Source organism: Curvibacter sp. APW13, from assembly GCF_032337135.1.
Classification (GTDB): domain Bacteria; phylum Pseudomonadota; class Gammaproteobacteria; order Burkholderiales; family Burkholderiaceae_C; genus Allorhodoferax.
On the sequence record NZ_JAVXZZ010000001.1, the window covers coordinates 487,750 to 513,689 of the forward strand.

Here is a 25,940-nt window from a genome sequence, read left to right on the forward strand (position 1 = left end):
AACCCCATGACGCCCTCCCTGCCCCACCGCCTGATCGCTTTGCTGGCCCAGCTGCGCGGCCTGCTCGAAGCCCTGCAATCCCCGGCCCAGCTGGGTGCCCGCCTGTATGTAGCCAGCGTGTTCTTCAGCTCGGGCCTGACCAAGATCCGCGACTGGGACACCACCCTGGCCCTGTTTGCCGACGAGTACCACGTGCCCCTGCTGCCCCCGCACATCGCCGCCGTGGCCGGCACCTTTGGCGAACTGGTCTTTCCTGTGCTGCTGGTGCTGGGCCTGGGGGGGCGCTTTGCGGCGCTGAGCCTGTTCTGCGTCAACATCGTCGCCGTGCTGAGCCTGCAGGACATTGCCCCCGCCGCACTGCAGCAGCACCAGTTCTGGGGCGCGCTGCTACTGGGCCTGCTGCTTTGGGGCCCGGGCCGCTGGGCCCTGGACGCCTGGTGGTGGCCACGCGCCAGCGGCCAGCCCCCACGCTGACTGCACCCCACAGGCTGCTACGCTACGCCCTGCCATCAACGGGGCGCGCTGGGCGGCAGAAGGCCAGGGGCTTCGGGTGGCGCAAAAAGCAGAAACAGGGAGCACCGGCACCATGCAGCACACCACCAGCGCACGTCCACCGAGGCGAAACCTCGGTGCAGTCGCTACGTATTTCATAGCTGCCTACGCAATCTTTGTGCGGGCTAATGGCCATTTTGACCATCAAAGATGGGCCAGACACGCCCGCAACGCGCTGCTGACGCTGGGGCTGCTGAGCAGCCTGCAGGTGGGGGCGGAAGGGGTGGGGGCGAGTCCCGGTTGGGCGGGATTCGTCTGGCAGGAGCAGGTGTTGTTGCACGACGGGCAGACCCTGCTGGTGCAGCGCGCGGTACGCCGCGGTGGACGGCATGAAGTGGGGCAAAAGGGAGACTACGTGGCCCAGAGCCTGCAATTCACCGTTCCACGCACAGGCCAGACCATCGTTTGGGAGGACAACGCTACCGACGACCTGCGCAACTCCAGCTTCCTGCCCATGGCTTTGGAACTGGTGGGCGGAACACCGTATCTGGTGGCGAACACCATGGGCTGCCTGGCCTACAACAAGTGGGGGCGCCCCAATCCGCCCTACGTGGTGTTCCGGTACCAAGGTGCGAAGTGGGAACGCATTGCCCTGAGCGACCTCCCGGCCGAAGTCTCAACCCCGAACCTCGTGCAGTCCATGCCTGACCTGGTGGCAGAGAAGGAGCCCGGTCGCGTGGTAACGGCCCAGCGGATTGCCCAGATCGTGGCGGAATACCGGCAACCTGAATACCGATCGATCCTGCGGGAGCCGATCAACTACGACCCGGAGTGCATTCCCATGGTCACCAACGGAAAGGGCCTGTGGTTGTCCGAAGGTTGGTTCAGAAGGAAATCCAGTCTGCAGGCGTGCTTGAACGGGTGCAAAGACGAAAGCTTTGGTGACGACACCTGCCCCTGCAAGCAGTTCTTCCAAGCCGACTGACGGCCCGGCATCGGCCCCCTACTCCCCCAACCACGCCACCAACGGCCCCCACTGCTCCAGGTCGCGCTCCACCTTGCCCTTGGCCACGTCAAACAGCGTGAGGCCACTGGCGGCGAGGTGGACGTAGTTCTGGGTGTCGCGCAGCATGGTCAGGAGCGGCCAGCCCAGCTGGTCGGCCATGGCGCGCAGTTTGTCGGCGCTCAGCGTATTGGCGTGCACGCGCATGCCCACCAGGGCCACGGGCACGTCGTCGGCCTTGCGCGAGGCGGCCAGCTCGTCGAGGAAGGCGCGGGTGGCAAACACGTCGAACACGCTGGCCTGCAGCGGCACCACGATGCGGTCGGCGCGCTTGAGCACTTCGCGCAGGCGCTTGCCGTGCAGGCCGGCCGGGGTGTCCAGCACCACATGGGTCACGCCCTTGGGCGGCTTGGCAATGGCGTCGGCGTCCACCGCCCAGCTCTGGATGGGGCGGGCCTGCGGCGGGCGCAGCTGCAGCCATAGTCTGGACGACTGCTGCACGTCCACATCGCCCAGCATGACGGCGTGGCCGCGCGAGGCGTAGTAGCCCGCGATGTTGGTTGAGAGGGTGGATTTGCCGACCCCGCCCTTGGGGTTGGCGACAACAATGACTGGCATGCGGGTTCCCTTTGCTGGTGCTCGGTGCACTGATTGGAGCAATGCGCTATTGTTGCCCCCATGAACGAGCCCGACAAGCCCATGGCGCCCCCCAGCGGCAGCCACACCACACCTTTGGCCGCAAACACTCCACCCACGCCCGCCCCCGCCGCCCCGATCTACGTGGTGGCGGCCCACCCGCACTGGGAACATTCGCGCGTGAACCGGGCGCTGCGCGACGCGGCCCAGGCCCTGCCCACCGTGGCGGTGTGCGACCTGTTTGGCCGCTACCCGGACTACGCCATCGACACCGCCCGCGAGCAGCGCGCGCTGGAGGCAGCGCAGCTGGTGGTGCTGCTGCACCCGGTGCAGTGGTACAGCATGCCCGCACTGCTCAAACTCTGGCTGGACGAGGTGCTGGCGCTGCACTGGGCCTACGGCGGCGGCCACGCGCTGCGCGGCAAGGACCTGTGGCTGGTGGCCAGCACCGGCGGGCCCGAGAGCAGCTACCACCCGCAGGGCTATAACCGCTATTTCTTCGACGCCTTTTTGCCGCCCTACGAGCAGACCGCGGCGCTGTGCGGCATGCGCTTTCTGCCGCCCATGGTGCTGCACAGCGCCCACACCGCGCCCGACGCCGTGGTGGCCGAGCACGTAGCCACCTTTGCCGAGCGGCTGCAGAGCTACCCGCACTGGAGCGAACTGGACGAGCTGGAGCAATGCCAGCAATGCGAAGTGCCGGGCAGCGACCGGCCGAATGACGCGGAGGTGGCGTAATGGAACACGCACCGGGTTGGCTGATCAACAGCCTCATTTACCTGAGCGCCGCCGTGATTGCGGTGCCGCTGTCCAAAGCGCTGGGGCTGGGGGCCATCATCGGCTACCTGGCGGCGGGCATTGCCATCGGGCCTTGGGGCCTGGGGCTGGTGACCAACGTGCAGGACATCCTGCACTTTGCCGAATTCGGCGTGGTGCTAATGCTGTTTCTGGTAGGGCTGGAGCTGGAGCCCAAGCGGCTGTGGAGCCTGCGCCGCCCCATCTTCGGCTGGGGCACGGCGCAGGTGCTGGCCTGCACGCTGGCCATCTTTGCCGCCGGGCTGCTGCTGGGGGCCGACTGGCGCCTGGCGCTGGTGGCGGGCATGGGTCTCGCCTTGTCCAGCACCGCCATTGCGCTGCAGGTGATGGGCGAGCGCAACCTGCTGCCCACACGCAGCGGGCAGTCGGCGTTTTCGATTCTGCTGTTCCAGGACGTGGCAGCCATCCCGATCCTGGCGTTGTTGCCGCTTCTGGGCCAGAGTTTGGAGCCAAATCAGGCCTCTTCCGGCGCGGATACTGCGTGGGCAGCTCTGAAAATCATAGCGACGATTGCCGCCATCGTGGTTGGTGGGCGCCTGGCGCTGCGGCCGCTGTTCCGCTGGATTGCGCGCTCGCGCACGCCCGAGATCTTTACCGCCGCCTCGCTGTTGCTGGTGGTGGCCATTGCCGCGCTCATGCTGTGGGTGGACCTGTCGATGGCGCTGGGGGCCTTCCTGGCCGGGGTGCTGCTGGCCGAGAGCGAGTACCGGCGCGAGCTGGAGACCGACATTGAGCCCTTCAAGGGGCTGCTGCTGGGCCTCTTTTTCATTGCCGTGGGCATGAGCATCGACTTTGGCGTGCTGCTGGCCTCGCCCGGCGTGGTGGCGGTGGTGGTGCTGGGCTTTCTGGCGCTCAAGGGCGCGGTCATCTGGTGGCTGGCGCGGCGCATGGCGCTGCCATTCCAGGAGCGGCCGGTGTTCACCCTGCTGCTGGCGCAGGGCGGCGAGTTTGCCTTCGTGGTGTTCCAGGCCGCCAGTGGGGCCAACGTGTTTGCGCCCGCCACGGCGTCGCTGCTGATCGGTGCGGTGGCCGTGTCCATGCTGGTGAGCCCCTTGCTGCTGGTGGCCATCGACCGTCTGTTGCTGCCGCGTTTTGCCAACTGCAACACCCCTGCGCTGGAAGAGATCAGCGAGCAGCAGGAAGCGCCCATCATCATTGCCGGGTTCGGGCGCTACGGGCAGATCATTGCCCGCGTGCTGCTGGCCGAAGGCATTCACCCCACGGTGCTGGACCACGACGCCGAAATGATCGAGACCGCGCGCAAGTTCGGCTACCGCGTGTTCTTTGGCGACGCCACCCGGCTGGACCTGCTGCGCACCGCGGGTGCTGCCACAGCCCAAGTGCTGGTGCTGGCGGTGGACGACGTGGAGCAGTCGCTGGAGGTGGTGGCGCTGGTGCGCGAGCACTTTCCGAACCTGCACATCGTGGCCCGTGCCCGCGACGTGACGCACTGGAACAAGCTGCGCGAGATGGGTGTGGAGCGCGTGGAGCGCGAGCTGTTCGAGAGCAGCCTGCGCAGCGCCCGCAGCGTGCTGGAGTTGCTGGGCCAGAGCCCGCACACCGCACGCCAGACCGCCATGCGCTTCCGGCACCACAACCTGGCGCTGCTGGAGACGCTGCGCCCGCACTTCCGCGACCAGGCCCGCCTGATCGCCGCACAGCGCGAAGGCCGCCAGCAGCTCGAACAGCAGATGGCGCAGGAGCGCGCCGAGCGCACCCGGCAGCGGCCCAAGGGCTGGGACGGCTCAGGAACCTGAAGGCGCGCTGGCCGACACGGCGCGGCGCTGGCACACCACGCTGGCCTGGGCGTCGGTACGCAGTTCGAGCCGTTGGGCGGCCTCGTAGCGCAGGGCGCGCGGCAAGGCGGCCTGGCGCGCAGCACCCAGCGCAGCGGCCTCATGCCACTCGATGCGGTCGGGAAAAGATTCGCCTTGCAGGCGCGTGCCGTCGCTCCATTGCAGGCCAATGCGGTCGCTGCCCTGCAGGTACTGCAAGGCATAGCGCTGGCCAGCGGCCTCGCAGTCGTACCAGGCCGGTGATTGGGGGGCAGGCAGGGCGCCCCAGCGGTCCCAGGCACCCACACCCCAGCTCAGTGCCAGGCCCAGCACCGCGGCCCCGGCCAGGCTAACGGCCCACCAGCCAACGACGCGCCGTGGTGCGGGGGCTACGGAAGGCTCGGGGGTGGGGGTCATGGGACGGTGGTACGCAGCGGCAGCAGCATCAGCACCTTGGCGTAGTGGCGATCCCCCACGCGGATGGCGTCGGGGTGCACACCGAACACGGTGAACCCGGCGGCTTCGTACAGGCGCTGGGCGCTGTCGTTGCCCTGCGTGACGGTGAGGTCGATGTGCGTGAGGCTGGGGATGGCGCGGGCCCGTTCGAGCACGGCGTCGAGCAGTTGCTTGCCCACGCCGCGGCCGCGTGCGCGGGGGTGCACCATCATGCCCACCAGGGTGGCGTTGTGGCGCTCCTTGGCGCGGTAGCGGCCGGCCAGCCCCACGCAGCCCACCAGCACGCCGTCGTCAAAAGCACCCAGCCACAGGTCGTGCGGCTTGTCCGCGCTGGGGGTGATACGCTCTTCGGTCCAGGCCAGCAGGCGCTGCGCCTCTTCGGCTGCGTCGGAGGTGAAGGCCTCGGGGTGCAGGGCCAGCATCTCCAGCCGCAACGCACGCTTGGCCCGGGCATCAGAAGGCGTCAGGGCTCGGATGTCGATCGCCATTCACACGCGCTCCAGCACCAGGGCAATGCCCTGCCCCACACCGATGCACATGGTGCACAGGGCGTAGCGCTGCTGCGTGCGGTGCAGCTGGTTGACCGCGGTGGTGACCAGGCGCGCGCCCGAGGCGCCCAGCGGGTGGCCCAGGGCGATGGCGCCCCCTTGGGGGTTCACGCGGGCGTCGTCGTCGGCCACACCGAGCTGGCGCAGCACGGCCAGCGCCTGGGCGGCAAAAGCTTCGTTGAGTTCGATGATGTCCATCTGCGCCAGCGACAGGCCGGTCTGCGCCAGCACCTTCTGCACCGCCGGTACCGGGCCGATGCCCATGATGCGTGGCGCCACGCCCGCCGTGGCCATGCCCACCACGCGGGCGCGGGGGGTGAGGCCCTGGCGCGCCGCAGCCGCTTCACTGGCCAGCAGCACGGCGGCGGCACCGTCGTTCACACCGCTTGCATTGCCCGCCGTGACCGTGCCGCCCGGGCGCACGATGGAGGCGAGCTTGGCCAGGGCTTCGAGCGAGGTGGCACGGGGGTGTTCGTCCTTGGACACCACGACCGGGGGTGCACCGCGCTTGGAGGCGAGTTCGACCGGGCAGAGTTCGGCATCGAACCAGCCCGCGGCTTGCGCAGCCAGGGCCTTGGTCTGGCTGGCCAGGGCAAAGCGGTCCTGGTCCTCGCGCGAGATGCCGAACTGGTCGGCCAGGTTTTCGGCCGTTTCGGGCATGGAGTCGGTGCCGTATTCGGCCTGCATGCGCGGGTTCACGAAGCGCCAGCCGATCGTGGTGTCATACACGGCGTTGTTGCGGGCAAAGGCCGCATCGGCCTTCGGCATGACGAAGGGTGCGCGGCTCATGCTCTCGACCCCACCCGCGATCAGGAACTGGGCTTCCTGGGCCTTGATGGCACGGGCGGCAGTGCCGATGGCGTCCAACCCCGAGCCGCACAGGCGGTTAATGGTGGCGCCCCCCGCTTCCTGCGGCAGGCCTGCCAACAAGGCAGCCATGCGCGCCACGTTGCGGTTGTCTTCGCCTGCCTGGTTGGCGCAGCCCAGCAGTACGTCGTCCACGCTTTCCCATTCGGCACGGACATTGCGCGCCATGAGCGCGCGGATGGGCAGCGCGGCCAGGTCATCGGTGCGCACACTGCTCAGGGCACCGCCGTAGCGGCCGATGGGGGTACGGATGGCGTCACAGACAAAGGCATGGGTCATGGAAAAAACCTCGCGATCAAAGGGACAGGCCGAAGGGCGACCAAACTGCAACTGTAGCGGGGTTTTGGAGCCCGCTGCCGCAGCGGTGCGTGCCAGGCAGCGCGTGGTACCCTTGCGCCATGTTTACCCCCTCGCAGGCGGACGTCCGCCGATTCTTCTGCTCCGTTTACGCCAAATCCCGCGCAGGACAAGCGCTGGAAGCTATTGAAACAATAGCAGCGCAATGGATGGACGAGCACCCGGAATACGCCGCCGACTTCTGTGACGTGGACGCCGCGCTGGCCGCCATGGGCAAGCCCGAACCGGGGCGCGAAAACCCGTTCCTGCACCTCTCGATGCACCTGTCGATCAGCGAGCAGTGCTCGATTGACCAGCCGCGCGGCATCCGCCAGGCGGTGGAGTTGCTGACGCACCGGCGCAATTCGCTGCACCAGGCCCACCACGAGGTGATGGAGAGCCTGGGCCGCATGCTGCAGGAGAGCCAGACCACCGGCCGCGCGCCCGACGGCGGCGCCTACGTGGCCGACATCCAGCGCCGCGCCACGCGCGACTGAGCATGGCACGACCGCCCGACCTCTCCGAACTGCTGGAACAGATCGACCCGGAAGCGGACCGCATCCGGCGCAACCTGTGGCTGATGCAACTGCTGCAATGGGTGCGCGGCGACGGGGACGATGCGGCCCAGTCCGCCGCGCGGGTCGAGCTGTTGCTGGATGCGCTGCAGTCGCGCGCCGACCGCACAGCCCAGATCCAGCGCCTGTGGTCCCGCACCATGGCCGATGTCGACGCCAGCATCGTGCTGTCGGACTACGGGTTGCCGTCACGCGCCGCCTTCGTGAGCGAGCTGGCGGACCGGCTGCAACGCAAATGGCTGCCTTCCTCACCCGACACCTCGGATGGCGGCGAACTGTTCGACCAACTGTTCTCCCATGCCAAGGACCCGCAGTGGATCGAGGCACTGCCACAGCAGACCGTGCAACGCCTGGCTGCGCTGCTGCAGCTGCCAGGTGCCGACACCACGCCCCACAGCGCGACGCAATGGGAACATGCCGTGGCCCAGGCCATCACCTTCTGCACCAGCCAGATCCGCGCCATTGGTTTTTCTCCCGAGGTACGCGCGCGCCTGTCCCCCCAGACATTGGAGGCCAACCCGTTCCTGCATCTGGCGCCCGACTGGGAGGGCGTGGTTTCCCGGTGGCAGGCCGGCCAGGATTTCAGCGCTGCACTGCAGCGCTACAAGGCCTGCCTGGACGCCTGCCGCGCCGCCGCGCAGGAAGTGCATGCACACCTGGAGGAAAACGGCGTATCGGTGGATCTGGTCTTCCGCCTGCGCCAGTTGCGCGAGCGCGTGCTGCGCATACGCCTGCTGCTCGACTGCCTGCTCGACGACCCCGACCGGCACCGCTGTGCGGCCCTGGTGCGGCAACTGTGCCTGTACGGGCAGGCGCAACGCAGCGTGCGTGCCCTGATCAATGCCAATTCCTCGCTGCTGGCTGCCAAGGTGGCCGAACGCAGCTCGGAAACCGGTGAGCACTACATCACCCGCAACTGGGACGAATACAAGACCATGCTGCGCCATTCGGCCGGGGGCGGCGCGGTGCTCTCGCTGACCACCGCCATGAAGTTCGGGGTCATGGCGCTGGGGCTTTCGGCGTTCTGGTACGGGTTCTGGGCCGGGGTGGCGTACGCGGTGAGCTTCGTGCTGATCCAGCTGCTGCATTTCACCGTAGCCACCAAACAGCCCGCCATGACAGCACCGGCCATGGCCGCCAAGCTGCGCGACTTGCAAGGCCCGGCGGGATGGAACGAATTTGCCGACGAGGTCGAGCATCTGGTGCGCTCCCAGGTGGCCTCGGTCATCGGCAACCTGGCACTGGTGGTGCCCTGCGCACTGGCCCTGTGCGTGGTCTGGGCGGTCGCCACGGGGGCAGCGCTGATCGGCGAGCAGGAGGCCCGCTACGTCCTGCACTCGCTGGACCTGCGGGGCCCGACCGTGGTGTTTGCCGCGTTCACGGGCGTGCTGCTGTTTGCCAGCTCGATGATTGCGGGCTGGGTGGAGAACTGGTTTGTGCTGCACCGGCTCGACAGCGCCATAGCCTACAGTCCGCGCATTACCGTGGCACTGGGTGCCGCGCGGGCACAGCGCTGGGCACGGTTCCTGCGCACCCATGTGTCCGGATTTGCTGCCAACATCTCGCTGGGGCTGATGCTCGGCATCGTGCCGGTGGTGCTGCAGTTCTTGGCCATCGGGCTCGATGTGCGCCACGTGACGCTGTCGGCCGGGCAGTTGAGCATGGCCTTGGCCAGCCTGGGCACGGCAGCGCTGTACCAAGCTGAGTTCTGGTGGGCCGTGGCGGCACTGCCGCTGATTGGTGCGCTCAATATCGTATCGAGTTTTGTGCTGGCCTTCCGGGTCGCGCTGCGCGCCCACAACGTGGCCGTGAACGACCGCCGCGCGGTGTACCGCACCCTCGGCCAGCGCCTGCGCTACCAGCCGCTGCGCTTTTTCCTGCCGCCGAGGAATTCAGCCTCCCCCTGAAAGCAAAAAACCGCTGCAGCGCAGCGGTTTTTCATTTGGGGGCGAACCCGAGGTGCTTACTTGCGGATACGGTCACGCTGCACGGTCTGCAGCTGGCCGGGCAGGCTGCCCACGTAGTCGGCCAGCACCTTCAGTTCGGCATTGGTGAACTGCTTGGCCACGCCCGACATGATGGGGTTGTTGCGGCCGATCAGGTTCACGCCTTCGGTCTTGTAGGCCTTGAGCGCGAAGTACAGGTAGTCGGAATGCTGGCCGGCGATCTTGGGGTAGGCCGGGTCCATGGGCTTGCTGAAGTTCTCGCCGTGGCAGGTGGTGCAGCCGCCCTTGGTGACCAGCTCCTGGGCTTTCTCGCTGCCGCCAGCGGCCTTTTCGGGGTCGGGCAGCAGGCGGCCGTTATTGGCGTAGTAGGCGGCCAGGTCGGCCATGTCCTGCTCGGTCAGGTTGGCTGCCACGCCGCGCATGCTGGGGTGCTTGCGCTCGCCGCTCTTGTAGGCCTTGAGGGCATTGACGATGTACTTGGCGCTCTGGCCGGAAATCTTGGGCACCTTGTGCACTTCGGGGAAGCCGGTGTGGTAGCCGGTGATGCCGTGGCAGCCTACACACAGCGCATTCTTCTTCTCGCCTGCATTGGGGTCACCCACTTTGTCTTGGGCGAAGGCAGTCGTGGCGGTCACGGAAGCGACAAGGACCGTGCACAGGGAGAGAAGCAGTTTTTTCATTTTGAGAGGACAATCAACCGGTTATTAAGATGGTTCAAGCCGCTTACCAACAGCTTTGGTTAAGAAAACCATTATAGAGATCAGGCCTATTTTTTGTTTTTGAGGGGTTTCCCTCGCCCCACAACCTGCACAGCTATGAAATTTCACGGTACCCAGAACTACGTTGCCACCCAGGACCTGATGCTGTCCGTCAATGCATCGATCACGCTGCAGCGCCCGCTGCTGGTCAAGGGCGAACCCGGCACCGGCAAGACCATGCTGGCCGAGGAAGTGGCACAGGCACTGGACATGCCGCTGCTGCAGTGGCACATCAAGTCCACCACCAAGGCGCAGCAGGGCCTGTACGAGTACGACGCGGTAAGCCGCCTGCGCGACTCCCAGCTCTCGGACCTGGACAGCGGTGAGCGCGTGAAGGACATCAACAACTACATCGTCAAGGGCGTGCTGTGGCAGGCCTTCACCAGCGACAAGCCGGTGGCGCTGCTGATCGACGAGATCGACAAGGCCGACATCGAGTTCCCCAACGACCTGCTGCGCGAGCTCGACCGCATGGAGTTCTACTGCTACGAAACCCGTGAACTCATCAAGGCCAAACACCGCCCGCTGGTGTTCATCACCTCGAACAACGAGAAGGAACTGCCGGACGCCTTCTTGCGCCGCTGCTTCTTCCACTACATCAAGTTCCCCGATGCCACCACCATGCAGAGCATCGTGAACGTGCACTTCCCCAATATCAAGCAGGAACTGCTGGCCGCGGCCATGAAGACCTTCTTCGACGTGCGCAACCTGCCGGGGCTGAAGAAGAAGCCTTCCACCAGCGAACTGCTGGACTGGCTCAAGCTGCTGATGGCCGAGGACATCGGCCCCGAAGTGCTGCAGAGCAAGGACGACAAGATGGCCATCCCGCCGCTGGTGGGGGCGCTGCTCAAGAACGAGCAGGATGCCACGCTGTTCGAGAAGCTGATGTTCATGCAGAGCCGCAACCGCTGACCAGGACTGCGCACCATGGCAAACAAGTTGTTGGTGGAAGGGCTGTCGGACGCCGTTGGCTTTGTGGGCGGGGCCCTGCTGGGCTTCTGGGGCGGGCAATTGCTGGGCTGGAGCGTCTTTGCCCCGGGCTATGGCACGGCGTCGATTGGCGGCATCGTGCTGGTGGGCCTGGGTGGCGGGCTGGGGCTTCAAGTGGCCCGGCGCTGGCGCGCGGCACAAGGCGACAAGAAGGACTGACATGGCATTCGTAGAACCGGTGATCCTGCGCGACCGTGGCGTGGCGCTCGTCCCCTTGGCCTTGGAACACGAGGAAGGGCTGAAAGCCGCTGCCGCCGACGGCGCGCTGTGGAACCTGCGCATCACCTCGGTGCCCGAACCGGAGGCCACCCGCAAATACATCGAAGACGCGCTGGCCATGCGCGAAGCCGGCAACCGCTTTGCCTTTGCCGTGACCGATGAGGCCAGCGGCAAGGTGCTGGGCTGCACCAGCTACCACGACATCGTGCCGGCGCTGCAGCGCGTGGAGATCGGCTGGACCTGGTATGCCCAGAGCGTGCAACGCAGCCATGTGAACACCACCTGCAAACTGCTGCTCATGACCCATGCGTTCGAGACCCTGCAGTGTGCGGTGGTGGGCTGGCGAACCGACAACTTCAATTTCAAGTCGCAAGCCGCCATCGAACGCCTGGGCGCCAAGAAGGACGGCGTCATCCGCCACCACGCCCTGCGCCGCGACGGCACCGTGCGCGATACGGTGATGTACAGCATGCGCGCTGGCGAATGGCCCGAGGCGAAGGCCCAGCTGCTGTACCTGCTGAACAAGCCCCGCTGAGAACCCTGCCATGCTGCTCGACTTCTTCTACACCCTGCGCTCCGCCAAGGTACCTGTGTCGGTGCGGGAATACCTGACCCTGCTCGAAGCCCTGAACAAGGGCGTGGTCGGCCCCAAGACGCCGCAGCCGGATGCCGACAACGAGCCTTCGGGCTACAAGATCGACGACTTCTACTACCTGGCCCGCACCGCGCTGGTGAAGGACGAGAAGCACTTCGACAAGTTCGACCGCGCCTTTGCCGCCTACTTCAAGGGCGTGGAGATGATCGTCGACATCCAGAAGGAGATTCCCGAAGACTGGCTGCGCAAGAACCTGGAAAAGGTGCTGAGCCCCGAAGAGCTGGCCAAGCTGGAAAAGATGGGCTGGGACGAGCTGATGAAGACACTCAAGGAGCGTCTCGAGGAACAGAAAGAGCGCCACGAGGGTGGCAACAAGTGGATCGGCACCGGCGGCACCAGCCCCTTTGGGGCCTACGGCCAGAACCCGCAAGGCGTGCGCATCGGCCAGGACAAGGGGCGCAACAAGAGCGCCGTGAAGGTGTGGGACCAGCGCGCCTACCGCGACTACGACGACAGCCAGGAGCTGGGCACACGCAACATCAAGGTGGCACTGCGCCGCCTGCGCAAGTTCGCACGCGAAGGCAACGAACTGGAGCTGGACCTGGACGACACCATCCGCTCCACTGCGGCCAACGCGGGCTTCCTGGACATCAAGATGATTCCGGAGCGCCACAACAACGTGAAGGTGCTGCTGCTGATGGACGTGGGCGGCACCATGGACGAGCATATCCAGCGAGTGGAAGAACTGTTCAGCGCCACCAAGAGCGAGTTCAAGCACCTGGAGTTCTACTACTTCCACAACTGCGTGTACGACTTCGTGTGGAAGAACAACCGCCGGCGCTTTGCCGAGAAGTTCGACACCTGGGACATCATCCGCAAGTACAACAAGGACTACAAGCTGATCTTCGTGGGTGACGCCACCATGAGCCCCTACGAGATCCTGCAGCCTGGCGGAAGCGTGGAGTACAACAACGAGGAAGCGGGGGCCGAGTGGCTGCAGCGCCTGACCCACGCCTTCCCCAAGTACGCCTGGATCAACCCCGAACCGCAGGGCGTGTGGCAGTACCGCCAGAGCATCAGCATCATCCAGCAGATCATGTCCAACCGCATGTACCCGCTCACCATCAAGGGCCTTGAAGAAGGCATGCGCCAGCTGACCAAATAGGGCGCGTTCGCCCCATTGGGCGGAGGATGTGTTCCGAGAAACACCGCATGCTCCATTGACGGGCTCGTGCGCATGCAGACATACTTGGCCATCCTGCGCGGGCCGCCAGTGGCCCCTTGTTTCCGGAAAGGAATACGGTGAGACGCATTTGGCGAACCCCTGTCGTACCCACGCTGGCGTGGTTGCTGGCTTGCCTGCTCCTCAGTGCACAGGTGAATGCGGCAGAGCGGCGGCTGGTTGTCGTCGGAGTGCATGAGTCCTACCCCTGGTCGTACAGCGGCGCAGGCAACGTGATTCGGGGGATTGAGCACGACATCATTGCCGCAGCCTTCGAATCGCAGAACATCGACGTGCAGTTCCAGTCCATGAGCTACAGCCGTCTGTTGACCGAGTTTCAGGGCAAGCGCCTGGATTTCGCCAGCCCGGTGGCCATTGACGTTCCGGGGGCGTTCTTCACTGAGAAATACCTTCCCTTCCATGACGTGGCGGTGACACTCAAGTCACGCGGAATTGCCATCGACCGGGTATCCGACCTGTCCAACAAAACCGTCATTGCCTACCAGGAAGCCACCAAGGTCTTGGGTGCCGAATACAGCGCCGCTGTGTCCACCAGCCGCTACACCGAGATGGCCAACCGCGGTGAGCAGATCCGGCTGTTGTTTGACCAGCGCGTTGACGTGGTGGTTGGCGAATCCCGATTATCCCAGTGCCTTGCCGAAGTGCTTTTCGGGCGCGACCAGTTGACGCGGCACACCGTGTTCCCCCAAGTATCCTACGGCGGTGCCACCTGGGATAGGAAGCTGCTGGACCAGTTCCAGGCTGGACTCAAGGCCATCCGGCTGACTGGCCAGTACCAGAGGATCTTGAGTCGCCCTTGCCCCCCGCTGCAGTAGGCACGCCCCTTCCATTGGCCCGCGCGCTGCCGCTCGCGGCGCCTTGGTAGCCACCGCGTACAATCGCGGCCCGGTTGTCCCCGTAGTTCAATGGATAGAACGGCCCCCTCCTAAGGGGCAGATACAGGTTCGATTCCTGTCGGGGGCACCACGGAATCGGCCGGAAACCCGCATGGATACTGGGTTTCGGCTGGATGAGGGGCGGTCATCCGTGGTAATTTTCGTGGTAACGCCCCATGCAAGTGACCCTCGGCCCTCTGACCTTGACGCTCAAGTACACAGTTGTTCGAAAAGACACCGGAAGCATCGTCTACCAGCGCCCTGTCCCCAAGGCCCTACAGCAGCACTACTCCGGCAAACTCATCAAGAAAGACCTCGGCACCAAGGACTGGGCAGTGGCAGCCCCGCAAGTGCTGAAGTTGACCAAGCAACACACTGCAGAGTTCGCTGCCCTGCTCAATGATTCAGATGTCACTCCCGCTGCAGTTCGTGCTCGGGCTGCCTTACTGTTGAAGAAGCACGGAGTCCCCGAGGGGGACACAACCTCCCCCGCTGCAGACTCACTGCTGAACCAGTTTGAAGACCTGCTCGAAGCCTACGCAAGGGGCGACGAGTACAAGTACAGGGACGCGATCCCCTCCGATTACCTCTCACCTGTCCAGCAGGAAGCCTTGAGAATGATGCAGGGGAAGAAGCCTCTACCGCTACTCTCTGACGCTCTGGAACTGTATCTAGAAAACCACGACAACGGCGACAGTGCCAAGTTCGTGGCCTACACCCGTGCCCGTTTTGACGAGTTGGTTGCGTTCAAGGGAGACATTCCCCTAAGCACCTTCACCAAGGACGAGGCACAGGGATACGCGGACATGATGCTTGCTCGGGGTGTCAAGACCACCACAGTCATCCGCTACATCCGCACTCTGTCGGCCATTCTGAACCACTGGAAGAAACACAATGAGAGCGGCTATGAGAACCCGTTCCCCCTGGTGGTCATCCGTAGGGCTGGCAAGGACCAGAAGAAGCGTGTCCCGTTCTCCGAGCCAGCCCTGAAAGACCTGTACTCCCAGTGCCGCTCAGTTGACGACCCTCTCCGCTGGGTGTCTGCGTTGATGATTGACACCGGAGCGCGTCTAGCCGAGGTCGTGGGTCTTGCACTGACCGACATTCGCATAGATGACGCTGTACCCCATTTGGTCATCCAGCCCCACCCATGGAGACCACTGAACAAGAGCGCGGAGAGCACCCGTAAGGTGCCGCTTGTCGGTGCCTCGCTGTGGGCAGCCCAGCGGGTGGTAGAGACCGCAGGACCTGGGCAAGTGTTCGCTTTCCCTCGCTACACCACCCAGGCCACATGCAAGGCGGATTCCGTATCGGCTTCCCTGAACAAGTGGATGAAGGCCCGAGGCATCAACCATGTGAACCATGAGTTGCGGCACACCATCGCTGACCGCCTCCGCAATGCAGGATGCCCCTTAGAGATTCGCTATGCAATCGAGGGGCATGCCTTGGGGGGCGCGGGGGCTGGCTATGGGTTTGGCCATGGTCTTCCAATCATGCATGAGTGGTTGCTGAGGGTGGCGCTGCACGACTGACTGCTCTAGGCTGCAAGCGGACGTTTTGCGCGCTCTAAAGCAGACTCACCACCTTGAGTTGACGTTGCTAGTCCGTTTCACGCGCGGGGTTAACAGATCATTTTCGCGCTGGGCAGCCATTGCAGTCCTGCGCAAGATGCCACCGTAGATGACGAATACGCTCCTCGGTGAATTCAATCATGCAGGAGTGATAGGCATATGGCTGAAGGCTACCTTGTCCCAACTGCATGACGTCATCTGAACATTCAGCATCGCGGTACTTCAGCCAAGCACGCTGCGATGCGCGTATGCCACGAGCATCCTCGAGAACTGAAGTCAACTCCATGTACAGAGAATTTAGGCGACGGTCGACTTTACGATACTCAATCGCCATGCATTGATTCATCTCGCTCTGGCCGCCAGCCGAGCAAATCGCCTTCTGCTTCTCAGCAAAAATGAAGTCGCCCTCACGCGACATCGCAGACTGCGAAATGGCAGCTAACGCGAGCAACACCAGCAAACAGCGAATAAGTCGATGCGAGCGCATAGTTAGTTGACGAACAATGATTGGAAGAGTCATAGAAATCCTACCGAGCTGGACAATGTCGCTCAATGTCAGCTCCCGCCCCAATTCTGCCGTTCCCACTCTTACCTGCCCATCCCCCAATCGGGTGAATCTGCACCCCACAGGCCAAGGGTGTCACTACATCCGCCTATGCAATTGCACACCTATAGCAGTGCATAGCTGGTGGCTACTCCTCGTACTCTTCCTCTGGCTCATCCTGCAGATAGGCCACCAGTCCCTCGTAGAGTAGTGGGCTGTATATCTCCACTGCACGGGCAAAGACATCAACCTTGCTGCTGGCACCCATGCCCAGTGCCTTATGCAGCCTTGTCGCCATCTCTTGGGCACGCTTCTCGGTCTCCCCTTCATCCCAATCCGGTTGTGCACCTTCCCCGGCTGCCATCCTTCGAGCTTCTTCCCAGCTCATGTCCTCCAAGTTTGCCACCCCCTTGGCCTCCAAGGTGGCCTTGGCACTGCGCATGTGGGCCACTAGACGCTCAGAGATACCACTGGCCTCAGCTTGTGCCGCCTTGGAGAGGCTGGTCTTGACCACAAGGTGCCAAGCTGCATTTGACTTCTCCCCTCGGCCCATAGGCAGCTTGTCCCGGGTGTTGGCCTTGGCGGACAGGACCAAGGCTTCCTCTAGGCTGCCCTCAAAGACCACCACGGGGATGTCCCTAGTGCCCACTGCACGATAGGCATCCATACGATGGTGACCATCAATGCATGCCCAAGTCTTGCCGTCCCACCAGACAGTCAACGGGTCAAGGGGACTAACCTTGGCTTTGCTTGCCAGGGAGCGGACATGGGCTTCGCTGAGGTGCTTGGCAGGGCGGCGCTGCTGGAACACTTCCGGCCACTGCTTGACCTGCCCCAGTGCCAGTGTGGTGGGCTTGGTGGCTGGCTGAGGCTTGCCTTTTCGGAGTTGCAGGTTCAGCTTGAACCATGCATCACTGCGAGTCATTTGCTTGTTGGGGCGGCTCATTGCAGTGCCTCCAGTGCCTTGCACAGGGCCTGTTGGTCCTCTCTGGCCTTGTCAGCTTCCGTGCGCTCCAGTCCTGCAATGAAGACCCCAGCGCCCCCGAATGTCGCTGCCAGTTGGGCTGCAAGGTGCTCCATGGCCTTCGGTGTCAGGTCCCTGTAGACCCGCTTTGCCTTGCCTGTCTTGGCATCCCAGTAGGTTCCTGCGTTGCAGTCGGTCAGGCCACGCACCCGCCTTGCCAGTTCGAAGGCGAAGGCCCGGTCAGACTGGAAGCGGGCTGGTCGCTCCTCACGCAGCAAGTACATCGCCAAGGTGGTCTCAAGGACCACCCCAGCTGATACCGCTGCAGCAACGCGTTGGACCTGTTCAGCAGCTTTGACAATGTAGCCAATGGACACTGCACCCCGCTGGTAGGCTGTAGTTGTCTCCATCGAGCTATCAACCAAAGTCTGCCAGCGTTGCTGTAGCAGGGACCATGCGGGGTTGTTGGGGTTCTTGGCCTGTCTGGCCGCTACCCGCATGCGGTAGGGCTTGAGGTCATGGACGGTGATGCCAAGTTGTTCGGGGTGTCCGTGGCGTCTTTGGGTTCTCTTGTGGCGCTCGCACAGGGTGCTATGGCCCGCCGCAGCGGCCCCACAGGAGGGGACCGCACATTGTCTGACTTTCACTGTCGTTGGTTCCTTGTTGTTGGATTTGTCCCCACCCCGTCTTAGCGGCAGGACAGAAAACATTTTGAGTATGGTCGCGAGGTGCTAACTGCCCTCACTCTGCAAGGGCTTTGTCCCGCATACGCATGATGGTCTGCCTGCTGGTGTCGAACTCGCGTGCTATTGCCGCCACGGTGGCCCCCTCGGAGATACGTTGCATGACAGCGTTGTACTGCTCCCAGTTCAGGCTGGGCTTCCTGCCCAGTGTCTTTCCCTCGGCCTTGGCCCGCATCAGCCCTGACTGTGTGCGCTCTATCAGCAAGTCCCGTTCGAACTCTGCTACGGCAGCAATCACGCCCATGGTCATCTTGCCTGCGGGGCTGGTGAGGTCCACGCCACCCAGTGCAAGGCAGTGAACCTTCACGCCCATGCCTGTCAGCCCCTCCACGGTGGCCCGCACATCCATGGCATTGCGCCCTAGTCTGTCAAGCTTGGTGACTACCAGCACGTCCCCAGCCTCCAGCTTGTTCAGCAACAGGCTGAAGCCCTTGCGCTCCCCTGCTGCAACTGAACCTGACACGGTCTCGGTGATGGTGCGCTGCGGGGTTACGCTGAAGCCAGCGGCAGCAATCTCTTGAACTTGATTATCAGTAGTCTGGTCGCTGGTGGACACACGGCAGTAAGCGAAGACACGGGACACGGTGGACTCCTTAGATGTACGATATGGATGTCCGAATTGTGTTGCATGTCCGAATTGATGTCAAGCTATATTATGGACATATCTATCAGATGTGTACGCAATCGGTGGTTTGTGGACAGCGCCTGCTAAGTTGCCGTCCAGCCACTCCTCGATGCTGGCGTAGGCGTTTACCTTCCGAGCAAGAATGCCACTCACCTTGCCCGCCACTGCTGCGGCATCTGGGTTGATGACCTCCACAGTCACCGCAGACCGCATCCAACTTCGGTAAATCTCAATAAGGTCAACATCGCTGTCAGTTAGACCTACTCCCCAAAAGGTCAGATTCCGTGGTTGGGTCCGCGCGATGCTCTGAAAGATGATTTGTGCGATGGGATGCTGCGCGTAGGACTTGTTGAAACGTGGGGGCACGATAGCTACATGGTTGCGATAGTCATCTTCGCTGGATGGAAGCGCCCCAATGCTGTCCGGTTGGGCGAACCAGAATGACTCGCTATTGGCCAAGAGGTTGATGGACCCGTGGGGTTTCGCTACCAGCACCCCATCGCCGTTAAAGCTGTTGGGCGCGTAGGTGACTCTACGCCCAGCCTGCTCAAGCGCAATTTCAAACAGAGTGTCGTAGTTCAGGTTCAGAACGATGTCGCCACTTCTCAGCTTGCTCGCTACCAACTTCCCAGCCTCGAGCTGGTTAATGCCCTCGCCTTGGCTGTAGAACGCCTGAGACATCAAGAACGTTAACGGCGAGAGAATCCCATGGTTGATAAGGTCTGCCCAATCCCCTTGGTGATAGCGGAACCCCTCCCCTCGGTTGGCCCAGCAGTATTCGAAAAGGCGTTCAACGTTGATGCCGCTATCGGGGTTCCGTGCCAGTTCGATGAAGAGTGTTGTAGGGTCTGGTCCAGGGTCAATATGCAAAGAGCGCAAGTAGTCTGGTAGCCAGTAGACGAAGAACTGATTGTGGGGGCTGCCCCACAACTTCTCAGCGAAGTTCCCAATCGAAGGGGGCCAGAACTCTTGCGGGGCACCTGCCCTCCTAGCTTCCTCAATGCTCGCCCCAGCGCCAACCACAAGTATTCTCATCTCCCTCTCCCTGCTCTCATCGCCGTGCTAAGGTACCATGCCCTTGGTAGGTGCATTAGATACCCATCAGCACAAGCCTCCTAGGCAGCACTCCACCTGAGAACCAAGGGGGGCATGGGGGGAATCCAGCCGCTTTGGCACATCCGATACCCTCTCGCAATTTTGCGGTAAATCTTGTTGGGTGAGCCTATGGAAGAACTCAAGCCTCTGGTTGCGCTGTCCGAACCGGACGACCGCCAACGTTTCTTCGTATCAAGAGATATAGCAACAGGCATCACGCGGCCGCTGAGTGTCGGTGACATCTACGAGCGTGCGGCCGCAGCTTCCTTGCACCTTGGCGTGCCGGAGGATGTCCGCAGTCACTTCGCCATGGCACAGAACCTACTGGCTTACTCTTGGTACTGCTACCCGTTCAACGTGGCGGCGGAACTGCATGGCTACATCTCGGTAGAGTTTGCGCTGAAGAAGCGTTTTCCCCAAAAGGCCCGCGCCAATTTTCACGACCTCCTGAATCACGCGGTATCAGCTGGTCTGCTTACATCCGAGGGCTTCACGTACGGGCGTACTCAGGTCAGGCAAGACTACCCGCGAGAAACCGAATCACCAACAGCGATTCCCCCAATCCGAGACTACGTAGCAGACATCGCAAAGGCGATGCGCCTCCTGCGCAATGACCTCGCGCACGGCTCGACCTCGCTTCACATGAATGGAGGCACAGTGCTTCTCGTCTGCTCCGAGCTAATCAATCAGCTTTTCACACCGCCCGCCACAGAGTAGCAGCGTGGTAATCTTCGTGGTAACTCCAACCCCATCACGGTTGGCAGCCCCTTACGAATCAACACGTTAGGTGATGCTTGCAGGTTCCTTCGTTCCTGTCGGGGGCACCATAGGCAAGACTGCTCGGCTGTGCTATGGTAGGCACAGCTCGCCCAGTACCTTTGCCATGAACAATGAGGCCACCGCCCACTCCCTAGGCGCGAGACGTTGGAAGCCGACACTGCGCTGGTTGCTCGCCTACTGGCCCGTGTGGTTCTGTCTCGCTGCCAGCCTGATGACAGGCGGACTCCTGCAGGAGGCACACCACCTCCGCGGCGTAGCGGCGCAGCAACGCGAACGCGAGTTGCAGGCACTGGGCATGCGCGACCGCCTGCAGGCCCAGGCCGCGCGCGCATTCGCACCGACCACCGGACTGTCGACCCTGATTCACGTGGACGGAACCCTGTCGCGCGAGCGCTTTGCACTGCTGATCGAGCGCAGCGTCGGGCTGGTGCCCTTCATGCGCAGCGTGGTGGCTGCCCCCGATGACGTTGCGCGCTATGTGTACCCCCTGGCCGGCAACGAACGGGTACTCAACCTCGACTACCGGCAAGTCCCGGTCCAATGGCAGCAGATCCAGGAAGCACGGGCACGCCAGAGCCCCATGCTGTTTGCTCCCGTCAAGCTGGTGCAGGGCGGCCTGGGCGTCATCCAGCGCACACCGGTATTCGTGCACGACCCGGTCTCACGTGCCCAGCAGTACTGGGGCGTGATCTCGGTGGTGGTGGACCTGGAGCAATTGATCACCGCCGCCGGCATCGCCCAGGACGACCAATGGGATACGGCCCTGTTTGCCTATCCGGCTGGCGGCAGCGAGACCCTGGTGTGGGGCGCGTGGCCGCAGCGTGACGCCACGGCAGTGACGGTTCCCGTGGAGTTGCCGGGTGGCCGCTGGGTATTGCGAACCCGTCCCCATGAGAACTGGGCTCCGACCGGACTCGCGCCGGAGGCGATGGCGGTGTGGCTGGGTGGCAGCATCGTGGCCCTGCTGGTCGGTCTGCTGGTGCGCCAGTCCAACAGCCTTCGTCGCGGCAACGCAGCGCTTTCGCAGGAAATGCTCCGTACCCAACAGGTCCAGGCAGACTTGGAGCTGTCGCGCGCCGAATCCCAGGCCATGCACGACCGCCTGCAATCCGTCCTCGATGCCGCCACCGAAGTCGCCATCATTGCCACCGACGTCGGCGGCCACATCACGGTCTTCAACCGCGGCGCGGAGCGCATGTTGGGCTACACGGCCGACGAGGTGCGTGGCGGCTCACCGGCGCTGTGGCATATCGAATCGGAAATCGCTGCTGTGGGGCAGCGCATGGCCGAACCGGGAACCCCGGCCCTCAGCGGTTTTGCCGTCTTTGCGCAACTGGCACAGACCCGGGACGCGCTGCCGCTGGCGTGGACCTTTGTGACACGCAGCGGGGCCGAGCTGCAGGTATCCCTGGCGCTGAGCACGGTGCGGGCAGCCGACGGCAGCCACACAGGCTACCTGGGGGTGGCGCGCGACCTGACGGCACAGAAGCGGGCCGAAACCGAACTGCACCAACTCACCCAGGACCTGGAAAGCCGGGTGGAACTGCGCACCCAGGAACTGCGCAATGCGCTGCAAACCTTGCAGCAAGCCCAGGAGGGACTCACGCGGGCCGAAAAACTGGCAGCGCTGGGCTCCCTGGTGGCAGGCATGGCGCATGAACTCAACACGCCCATCGGCAACTGTCTGATCACGGCGTCCACGCTGCAGGAACACACCCATACGATCACCCAGAGTGCCGCCAAGGGGGAAATGCGCAAATCGTCCTTCGATACCTACCTTCAGGACATGCAACAAGGCACCGACATCCTGATGCGGGGCCTGACTGTCACCGCAGAACTGGTGCAGCACTTCAAGCAGTTGGCGGTCGACCAGACCAGCGAACAGCGGCGGCTGTTCCAGCTAGGATCGGTGGTCGACGATGTGGTGACGCTGTCCAAGGCGGCCTGGAAGGGACGCAACCACCGGATTGAAGTCGTCATGGACCTGACAGCGCCGTTTGACAGCTACCCTGGCGCGCTCGGTCGGGTGTTGAGCAATTTGATGCAGAACGCCCTGCTGCACGGATTCGAGGGACGCACGGGCGGTCACCTGCGCATTTCCGCCCGCGCCCTCAACCCGCTGATCGCCGAAATCGTGGTGGAAGACGACGGGGTGGGCATGAGTGAGGACGTGCGGCGGCGCGCATTCGACCCCTTCTTCACGACCAAGCTGGGGCGTGGGGGCAGCGGCCTGGGACTCAACATCGTCTACAACACCGTCACCGGCGTGCTGGGAGGAACGGTGGACATTGTGTGCGCGGCCGGTCAACCGGGAACCCGCTTTGTGCTGCGCATCCCGATGGTGGCTCCGCAAAGCCTGCGCGATGCGCCGGCCAGCGTCAACGCTGCCATCTGATCAAGCTCGCCCGCCCTCGTCCAGCGTCGCCGCAATGGAGGCCCGCAGGTCCTGGGCCCATTGGCGACGTTCACGCCCCTGGGCACGCTGCGCGGGCAAGCTGACCAGACGCACCTGAAGCCCAGGTGTGCGCAGGGTGCGCCACAAGGTATCGAGCAGGCTGTCGTCCCCCACATAGGCGGGCGCCAGACTGGGTTCACCGCTGTCGCTGTCCTGATAGCGCAGTGCCAGTGGCTGCACCAGCGTGTCGGTGACGATGGCCGCCTGCAGCAGGTTGCCGTGGAAGGGCAGCAGCGCCCTTCCGTCGCCCGTGGTGCCTTCCGGAAACACCGCCAGCACCGCCCCCTCACCAAACGCCTCGGCCATGTGGTGCACCACACGCATGGCGTCACGGCGCGACTCGCGCTCGATGAACACCGTGCCCATGGCGGCAGCCATGGGGCCGATCAGCGGCCAGTGGTGCACGTCGGCCTTGGACACCAGACGGCACGGACTGGTCGCCAGCAGGACCACGATGTCGATGAAGGAGATGTGGTTGGCCACCAGCAGCAGCGGGCCGTGCTGCTGCGGCAGCACAGGCGCTTCCAATTTGATAGCTAACAGCACAAGGAATTGGCGGGCCCAGGCCTGAATATGCTGGTAGCGACGGTCCGCATCCAGCGTGGGCAACACGTTGCGGATGACCCAGGCACCGTGCAGCACATGCGCCGCAATGCGCAGCAGACGCCACGCCGCGGTCAGCGGCGAACGCTGCGGCAGCTCGGCGCGCCGAGTCACGCCACCTGGTACGCCAGGTGGCCGTGGGCCACGGTGGCACGCACCCGGCCCAGCAGCTCGTAGCCCTCGAACGGCGTGTGGTGCGAGCGGCTGCGCAGCGTGTCCGCACCCACCACCCAGGCCGCCTGCGGGTCGAACACGCAGACATCGGCCACACCGCCCACGGCCAGACCACCGGGGCCGCCTTGGGCCGACTTGGACTGCACCAGCGCCGCAGGCGCGGCCGTGAGCAGACGCACCAGCTGGGGCAGCGCCACGCCACACTCGTTGGCCCATTTCAGGCCCAGCGGCAGCAGCAGCTCCAGCCCAGTGGCGCCAGGCTCCGCCTCGGCAAAGGGCAGGGCTTTCTCGTCCTCGCCTACGGGCATGTGGTCGGACACCAACGCGTCGATGGTGCCATCAAGCAGGGCGGCCCGCAGGGCGTCGCGGTCGCGGGTCTGGCGCAGCGGCGGCGTCAGGCGCGTGCGGCTATCGAAATAGCCCATGTCCACATCGCTCAGGTGCAGCGAGTTGATGCTCACGTCGCAGGTGACGGCCAAACCTTCTGCCTTGGCCTGGCGCACCAGCGCCACGCCCGCGGCGCTGGAGAGACGGCACAGGTGCACACGCGCACCGGTGGAGCGCATCAGCTCGAAGATGGTGTGCAGCGCAATGGTCTCCGCTGCCACCGGCACGCCGGCCAAGCCCATGCGGGTGGCAAAGGGGCCGCTGGCTGCGACGCCCTTGCCCAGGTGGTAGTCCTGCGGGCGCAGCCACACGGTGTAGCCGAAAGTACTGGCGTACTGCAGGGCACGCTGCACCACCTGGGTGTTGGCCAGCGCAGCTTCGGCCTGCGAAAAGCCGACGCAACCGGCCTCCGTCAGGGCGTGCATTTCGGTCAGCACTTCGCCCTGCAGGCCCCGGGTCAGCGCGCCCAGCGGAAACACCCGCGCCTGGTTGAGGCTGCGCGCACGGTAGCGCAGCATTTCCACCAGGCCGGGCTCGTCGAGCACCGGGTCGGTGTCGGGTGGGCATACCAGTGCGGTGACGCCACCGGCCACGGCGGCGGCCAGTTCGCTTTGCAGCATGCCCTTGTGTTCCTGGCCGGGCTCACGCAAGCGCGCGCACAGGTCCACCAGGCCGGGGGCCACGATGCAGCCTTGCGCGGCAATGGTTTCGTCGGCCACAAAGCCGGCCGGTGCTGCGCCCACGGCCAGTACCTTGCCGTTGGCAATGGCCACGTCGGCCACTGCATCGAAGTTGGTCGCCGGGTCGATGACACGGCCGCCCTGGATCAGTAGATTTTTCAGCATGCTTCGTTCCCCGCCACAATGCTCATCACGGCCATGCGCACGGCAATCCCGAAGGTCACCTGCGGCAGGATCACGCTCTGGCGCCCGTCCACCACCTCGGAGTCGATTTCCACCCCCCGGTTGATGGGCCCGGGGTGCATCACGATGGCATCGCTCTTGGCCCATTGCAGCCGCTCGGGTGTCAGGCCAAAGCTCTTGAAGAACTCCTGGCTGGAGGGCAGCAGCGCGCCGCTCATGCGTTCGTTCTGCAAACGCAGCATGATGATCACGTCACAGTCCTTGATGCCCTCCTCTAAAGAGTGGCACACGCGCACGCCCATCTGCGCCATGTCGGACGGCACCAGGGTCTTGGGGCCAACCACACGCACCTCGGCCGCGCCCAGGGTGGTGAGCGCGTGGATGTCGGAGCGGGCCACGCGCGAGTGCAGCACGTCGCCCACGATGGCCACCGTGAGGTTGGAGAAATCCTTCTTGTAGTGGCGGATGGTGAACATGTCCAGCAGGCCCTGCGTGGGGTGTGCATGGCGGCCGTCACCAGCGTTGATCACATGCACGTGGGGGGCCACATGCTGGGCAATCAGGTAGGGCGCACCCGACTCGCTGTGGCGCACCACGAACATGTCGGCCGCCATGGCGCTCAGGTTGGCCACGGTGTCAAGCAGGGACTCGCCCTTGGATGCACTGGAGCGCGCAATGTCGAGGTTGATGACGTCGGCCGACAGGCGCGTGGCCGCGATCTCGAAGGTGGTGCGGGTGCGGGTGCTGTTCTCGAAGAACAGGTTGAAGACACTCTTGCCGCGCAGCAGCGGCACCTTCTTCACTTCGCGGTCATTGACCGAGACGAAGTTGGTGGCGGTATCGAGAATCTGCGTCAGGATGGCCTTGGGCAGGCCTTCGGTGGAGAGCAGGTGCACCAGCTCGCCATGCTTGTTGAGTTGGGGGTTGCGTTTGTAGAGCAAGGTCAAGCCTCCTGAAGGGCCGCCCCGAAGGCGGCTTGCGCCCCCTCGGGGGGCAGTGAAAACAC

At 64.1% G+C, this 25,940-nt stretch carries 27 protein-coding genes and 1 tRNA gene; 15 read left to right on the top strand and 13 right to left on the bottom strand.

Annotated elements, in window-relative coordinates:
- Window positions 1-6: 6 nt before the first annotated feature.
- Entirely contained in the window at window positions 7-474 is a 468-nt protein-coding gene (locus RQP54_RS02200) for a DoxX family protein (RefSeq protein WP_315676535.1), read from the top strand.
- A gap of 112 nt (window positions 475-586) precedes the next feature.
- Window positions 587-1,477 (top strand): hypothetical protein, encoded by an 891-nt coding sequence (locus tag RQP54_RS02205; protein ID WP_315676536.1) that lies wholly within the window; start codon window positions 587-589, stop codon window positions 1,475-1,477.
- Window positions 1,478-1,495: 18 nt separating this feature from the next.
- On the opposite strand, the gene RQP54_RS02210 is transcribed toward RQP54_RS02205, so the two are convergent.
- Window positions 1,496-2,113: a ParA family protein gene (locus tag RQP54_RS02210; RefSeq protein WP_315676537.1), complete on the bottom strand. Its 618-nt coding sequence runs from the start codon at window positions 2,111-2,113 to the stop codon at window positions 1,496-1,498.
- A gap of 60 nt (window positions 2,114-2,173) precedes the next feature.
- Between RQP54_RS02210 and RQP54_RS02215 the strand changes: the two genes are divergently transcribed.
- Window positions 2,174-2,869 (top strand): NAD(P)H-dependent oxidoreductase, encoded by a 696-nt coding sequence (locus RQP54_RS02215; RefSeq protein WP_315676538.1) that lies wholly within the window; start codon window positions 2,174-2,176, stop codon window positions 2,867-2,869.
- On the top strand, window positions 2,869-4,704 hold the full coding sequence (kefC, locus tag RQP54_RS02220; RefSeq protein ID WP_315676539.1) for a glutathione-regulated potassium-efflux system protein KefC: 1,836 nt from the start codon (window positions 2,869-2,871) through the stop codon (window positions 4,702-4,704). The genes RQP54_RS02215 and kefC overlap by 1 nt, the downstream gene beginning before the upstream one ends.
- On the opposite strand, the gene RQP54_RS02225 is transcribed toward kefC, so the two are convergent.
- From RQP54_RS02225 to pcaF, 3 genes are read right to left on the bottom strand one after another with little or no spacing between them, the layout of a single operon-like run.
- Entirely contained in the window at window positions 4,693-5,139 is a 447-nt protein-coding gene (locus RQP54_RS02225; protein ID WP_315676540.1) for a hypothetical protein, read from the bottom strand. The two genes, kefC and RQP54_RS02225, sit on opposite strands and share 12 nt — an antisense overlap.
- Window positions 5,136-5,666: a GNAT family N-acetyltransferase gene (locus RQP54_RS02230; protein ID WP_315676541.1), complete on the bottom strand. Its 531-nt coding sequence runs from the start codon at window positions 5,664-5,666 to the stop codon at window positions 5,136-5,138. Before RQP54_RS02230 ends, RQP54_RS02225 begins: the two co-directional genes overlap by 4 nt.
- On the bottom strand, window positions 5,667-6,872 hold the full coding sequence (gene pcaF, locus RQP54_RS02235; RefSeq protein WP_315676542.1) for a 3-oxoadipyl-CoA thiolase: 1,206 nt from the start codon (window positions 6,870-6,872) through the stop codon (window positions 5,667-5,669). It abuts the gene before it with no gap.
- A 119-nt stretch (window positions 6,873-6,991) separates the two neighbouring features.
- Between pcaF and RQP54_RS02240 the strand changes: the two genes are divergently transcribed.
- Together RQP54_RS02240 and RQP54_RS02245 are read left to right on the top strand one after the other, a co-directional pair.
- Window positions 6,992-7,426, top strand: a complete 435-nt coding sequence (locus tag RQP54_RS02240) for a DUF1841 family protein (RefSeq protein WP_315676543.1) — start codon at window positions 6,992-6,994, stop codon at window positions 7,424-7,426.
- Window positions 7,427-7,428: 2 nt separating this feature from the next.
- Window positions 7,429-9,411, top strand: a complete 1,983-nt coding sequence (locus RQP54_RS02245; protein WP_315676544.1) for a site-specific recombinase — start codon at window positions 7,429-7,431, stop codon at window positions 9,409-9,411.
- A 56-nt stretch (window positions 9,412-9,467) separates the two neighbouring features.
- On the opposite strand, the gene RQP54_RS02250 is transcribed toward RQP54_RS02245, so the two are convergent.
- A complete protein-coding gene (locus RQP54_RS02250) occupies window positions 9,468-10,130 on the bottom strand; it encodes a c-type cytochrome (protein WP_315676545.1) in 663 nt (220 codons plus the stop codon).
- Window positions 10,131-10,265: 135 nt separating this feature from the next.
- Here RQP54_RS02250 and RQP54_RS02255 point away from each other — a divergent pair, with 135 nt between their 5' ends.
- The 7 genes from RQP54_RS02255 (at window position 10,266) to RQP54_RS02285 (ending at window position 15,662) form a co-directional block, all read left to right on the top strand.
- On the top strand, window positions 10,266-11,120 hold the full coding sequence (locus RQP54_RS02255) for a MoxR family ATPase (RefSeq protein ID WP_315676546.1): 855 nt from the start codon (window positions 10,266-10,268) through the stop codon (window positions 11,118-11,120).
- A gap of 15 nt (window positions 11,121-11,135) precedes the next feature.
- Complete coding sequence (locus RQP54_RS02260) at window positions 11,136-11,357, top strand: hypothetical protein (protein ID WP_315676547.1); 222 nt, start codon at window positions 11,136-11,138, stop codon at window positions 11,355-11,357.
- Window position 11,358: 1 nt separating this feature from the next.
- Window positions 11,359-11,952, top strand: coding sequence for a GNAT family protein (locus RQP54_RS02265; RefSeq protein WP_315676548.1), 594 nt, complete (start codon window positions 11,359-11,361; stop codon window positions 11,950-11,952).
- 10 nt (window positions 11,953-11,962) lie between these two features.
- Window positions 11,963-13,177, top strand: coding sequence for a VWA domain-containing protein (locus RQP54_RS02270; protein WP_315676549.1), 1,215 nt, complete (start codon window positions 11,963-11,965; stop codon window positions 13,175-13,177).
- A 137-nt stretch (window positions 13,178-13,314) separates the two neighbouring features.
- Window positions 13,315-14,070 (top strand): substrate-binding periplasmic protein, encoded by a 756-nt coding sequence (locus RQP54_RS02275; RefSeq protein WP_315676550.1) that lies wholly within the window; start codon window positions 13,315-13,317, stop codon window positions 14,068-14,070.
- 76 nt (window positions 14,071-14,146) lie between these two features.
- A tRNA-Arg gene (locus tag RQP54_RS02280) sits at window positions 14,147-14,221 on the top strand.
- Between the two features lie 85 nt (window positions 14,222-14,306).
- Window positions 14,307-15,662, top strand: a complete 1,356-nt coding sequence (locus RQP54_RS02285) for a tyrosine-type recombinase/integrase (protein WP_315676551.1) — start codon at window positions 14,307-14,309, stop codon at window positions 15,660-15,662.
- Window positions 15,663-15,759: 97 nt separating this feature from the next.
- Here the strand turns inward: RQP54_RS02285 and RQP54_RS02290 are convergent, their stop codons facing one another.
- From RQP54_RS02290 to RQP54_RS02310, 5 genes are all read right to left on the bottom strand, one after another.
- Entirely contained in the window at window positions 15,760-16,221 is a 462-nt protein-coding gene (locus RQP54_RS02290) for a lysozyme inhibitor LprI family protein (RefSeq protein WP_315676552.1), read from the bottom strand.
- Window positions 16,222-16,393: 172 nt separating this feature from the next.
- Window positions 16,394-17,191 (bottom strand): ParB N-terminal domain-containing protein, encoded by a 798-nt coding sequence (locus RQP54_RS02295; RefSeq protein WP_315676553.1) that lies wholly within the window; start codon window positions 17,189-17,191, stop codon window positions 16,394-16,396.
- Entirely contained in the window at window positions 17,188-17,856 is a 669-nt protein-coding gene (locus tag RQP54_RS02300) for a hypothetical protein (RefSeq protein ID WP_315676554.1), read from the bottom strand. Before RQP54_RS02300 ends, RQP54_RS02295 begins: the two co-directional genes overlap by 4 nt.
- A gap of 94 nt (window positions 17,857-17,950) precedes the next feature.
- Window positions 17,951-18,535, bottom strand: a complete 585-nt coding sequence (locus RQP54_RS02305; protein ID WP_315676555.1) for a recombinase family protein — start codon at window positions 18,533-18,535, stop codon at window positions 17,951-17,953.
- A gap of 60 nt (window positions 18,536-18,595) precedes the next feature.
- Window positions 18,596-19,612 carry an SIR2 family protein gene (locus RQP54_RS02310; protein ID WP_315676556.1) on the bottom strand — a complete coding sequence of 339 codons (1,017 nt, stop codon included), beginning with the start codon at window positions 19,610-19,612 and terminating at the stop codon, window positions 18,596-18,598.
- 189 nt (window positions 19,613-19,801) lie between these two features.
- Here RQP54_RS02310 and RQP54_RS02315 point away from each other — a divergent pair, with 189 nt between their 5' ends.
- Window positions 19,802-20,389, top strand: a complete 588-nt coding sequence (locus RQP54_RS02315) for a hypothetical protein (protein WP_315676557.1) — start codon at window positions 19,802-19,804, stop codon at window positions 20,387-20,389.
- A 274-nt stretch (window positions 20,390-20,663) separates the two neighbouring features.
- Complete coding sequence (locus RQP54_RS02320) at window positions 20,664-22,847, top strand: ATP-binding protein (protein WP_315676558.1); 2,184 nt, start codon at window positions 20,664-20,666, stop codon at window positions 22,845-22,847.
- Here the strand turns inward: RQP54_RS02320 and RQP54_RS02325 are convergent, their stop codons facing one another.
- Genes RQP54_RS02325 through RQP54_RS02335 form a run of 3 tightly spaced genes read right to left on the bottom strand, consistent with a single transcriptional unit; the run spans window position 22,848 to window position 25,875 of the window.
- Window positions 22,848-23,624, bottom strand: coding sequence for a lysophospholipid acyltransferase family protein (locus tag RQP54_RS02325; RefSeq protein WP_315676559.1), 777 nt, complete (start codon window positions 23,622-23,624; stop codon window positions 22,848-22,850).
- Window positions 23,621-24,916: a dihydroorotase gene (locus RQP54_RS02330; RefSeq protein ID WP_315676560.1), complete on the bottom strand. Its 1,296-nt coding sequence runs from the start codon at window positions 24,914-24,916 to the stop codon at window positions 23,621-23,623. Before RQP54_RS02330 ends, RQP54_RS02325 begins: the two co-directional genes overlap by 4 nt.
- Entirely contained in the window at window positions 24,910-25,875 is a 966-nt protein-coding gene (locus tag RQP54_RS02335) for an aspartate carbamoyltransferase catalytic subunit (protein ID WP_315676561.1), read from the bottom strand. Before RQP54_RS02335 ends, RQP54_RS02330 begins: the two co-directional genes overlap by 7 nt.
- Window positions 25,876-25,940: the final 65 nt, after the last annotated feature.

Coding starts and splice junctions, on each gene's coding strand:
- RQP54_RS02210 (WP_315676537.1), bottom strand. CDS start 2,113: ATGCCAGTCATTGTTGTCGCCAACCCCAAGGGCGGGGTCGGCAAATCC.
- RQP54_RS02260 (WP_315676547.1), top strand. CDS start 11,136: ATGGCAAACAAGTTGTTGGTGGAAGGGCTGTCGGACGCCGTTGGCTTT.
- RQP54_RS02225 (WP_315676540.1), bottom strand. CDS start 5,139: ATGACCCCCACCCCCGAGCCTTCCGTAGCCCCCGCACCACGGCGCGTC.
- RQP54_RS02245 (WP_315676544.1), top strand. CDS start 7,429: ATGGCACGACCGCCCGACCTCTCCGAACTGCTGGAACAGATCGACCCG.
- RQP54_RS02265 (WP_315676548.1), top strand. CDS start 11,359: ATGGCATTCGTAGAACCGGTGATCCTGCGCGACCGTGGCGTGGCGCTC.
- RQP54_RS02290 (WP_315676552.1), bottom strand. CDS start 16,221: ATGACTCTTCCAATCATTGTTCGTCAACTAACTATGCGCTCGCATCGA.
- RQP54_RS02200 (WP_315676535.1), top strand. CDS start 7: ATGACGCCCTCCCTGCCCCACCGCCTGATCGCTTTGCTGGCCCAGCTG.
- RQP54_RS02295 (WP_315676553.1), bottom strand. CDS start 17,191: ATGAGCCGCCCCAACAAGCAAATGACTCGCAGTGATGCATGGTTCAAG.
- RQP54_RS02310 (WP_315676556.1), bottom strand. CDS start 19,612: ATGAGAATACTTGTGGTTGGCGCTGGGGCGAGCATTGAGGAAGCTAGG.
- RQP54_RS02330 (WP_315676560.1), bottom strand. CDS start 24,916: ATGCTGAAAAATCTACTGATCCAGGGCGGCCGTGTCATCGACCCGGCG.
- RQP54_RS02255 (WP_315676546.1), top strand. CDS start 10,266: ATGAAATTTCACGGTACCCAGAACTACGTTGCCACCCAGGACCTGATG.
- RQP54_RS02205 (WP_315676536.1), top strand. CDS start 587: ATGCAGCACACCACCAGCGCACGTCCACCGAGGCGAAACCTCGGTGCA.
- RQP54_RS02230 (WP_315676541.1), bottom strand. CDS start 5,666: ATGGCGATCGACATCCGAGCCCTGACGCCTTCTGATGCCCGGGCCAAG.
- RQP54_RS02250 (WP_315676545.1), bottom strand. CDS start 10,130: ATGAAAAAACTGCTTCTCTCCCTGTGCACGGTCCTTGTCGCTTCCGTG.
- pcaF (WP_315676542.1), bottom strand. CDS start 6,872: ATGACCCATGCCTTTGTCTGTGACGCCATCCGTACCCCCATCGGCCGC.
- RQP54_RS02285 (WP_315676551.1), top strand. CDS start 14,307: ATGCAAGTGACCCTCGGCCCTCTGACCTTGACGCTCAAGTACACAGTT.
- kefC (WP_315676539.1), top strand. CDS start 2,869: ATGGAACACGCACCGGGTTGGCTGATCAACAGCCTCATTTACCTGAGC.
- RQP54_RS02315 (WP_315676557.1), top strand. CDS start 19,802: ATGGAAGAACTCAAGCCTCTGGTTGCGCTGTCCGAACCGGACGACCGC.
- RQP54_RS02215 (WP_315676538.1), top strand. CDS start 2,174: ATGAACGAGCCCGACAAGCCCATGGCGCCCCCCAGCGGCAGCCACACC.
- RQP54_RS02240 (WP_315676543.1), top strand. CDS start 6,992: ATGTTTACCCCCTCGCAGGCGGACGTCCGCCGATTCTTCTGCTCCGTT.
- RQP54_RS02320 (WP_315676558.1), top strand. CDS start 20,664: ATGACAGGCGGACTCCTGCAGGAGGCACACCACCTCCGCGGCGTAGCG.
- RQP54_RS02270 (WP_315676549.1), top strand. CDS start 11,963: ATGCTGCTCGACTTCTTCTACACCCTGCGCTCCGCCAAGGTACCTGTG.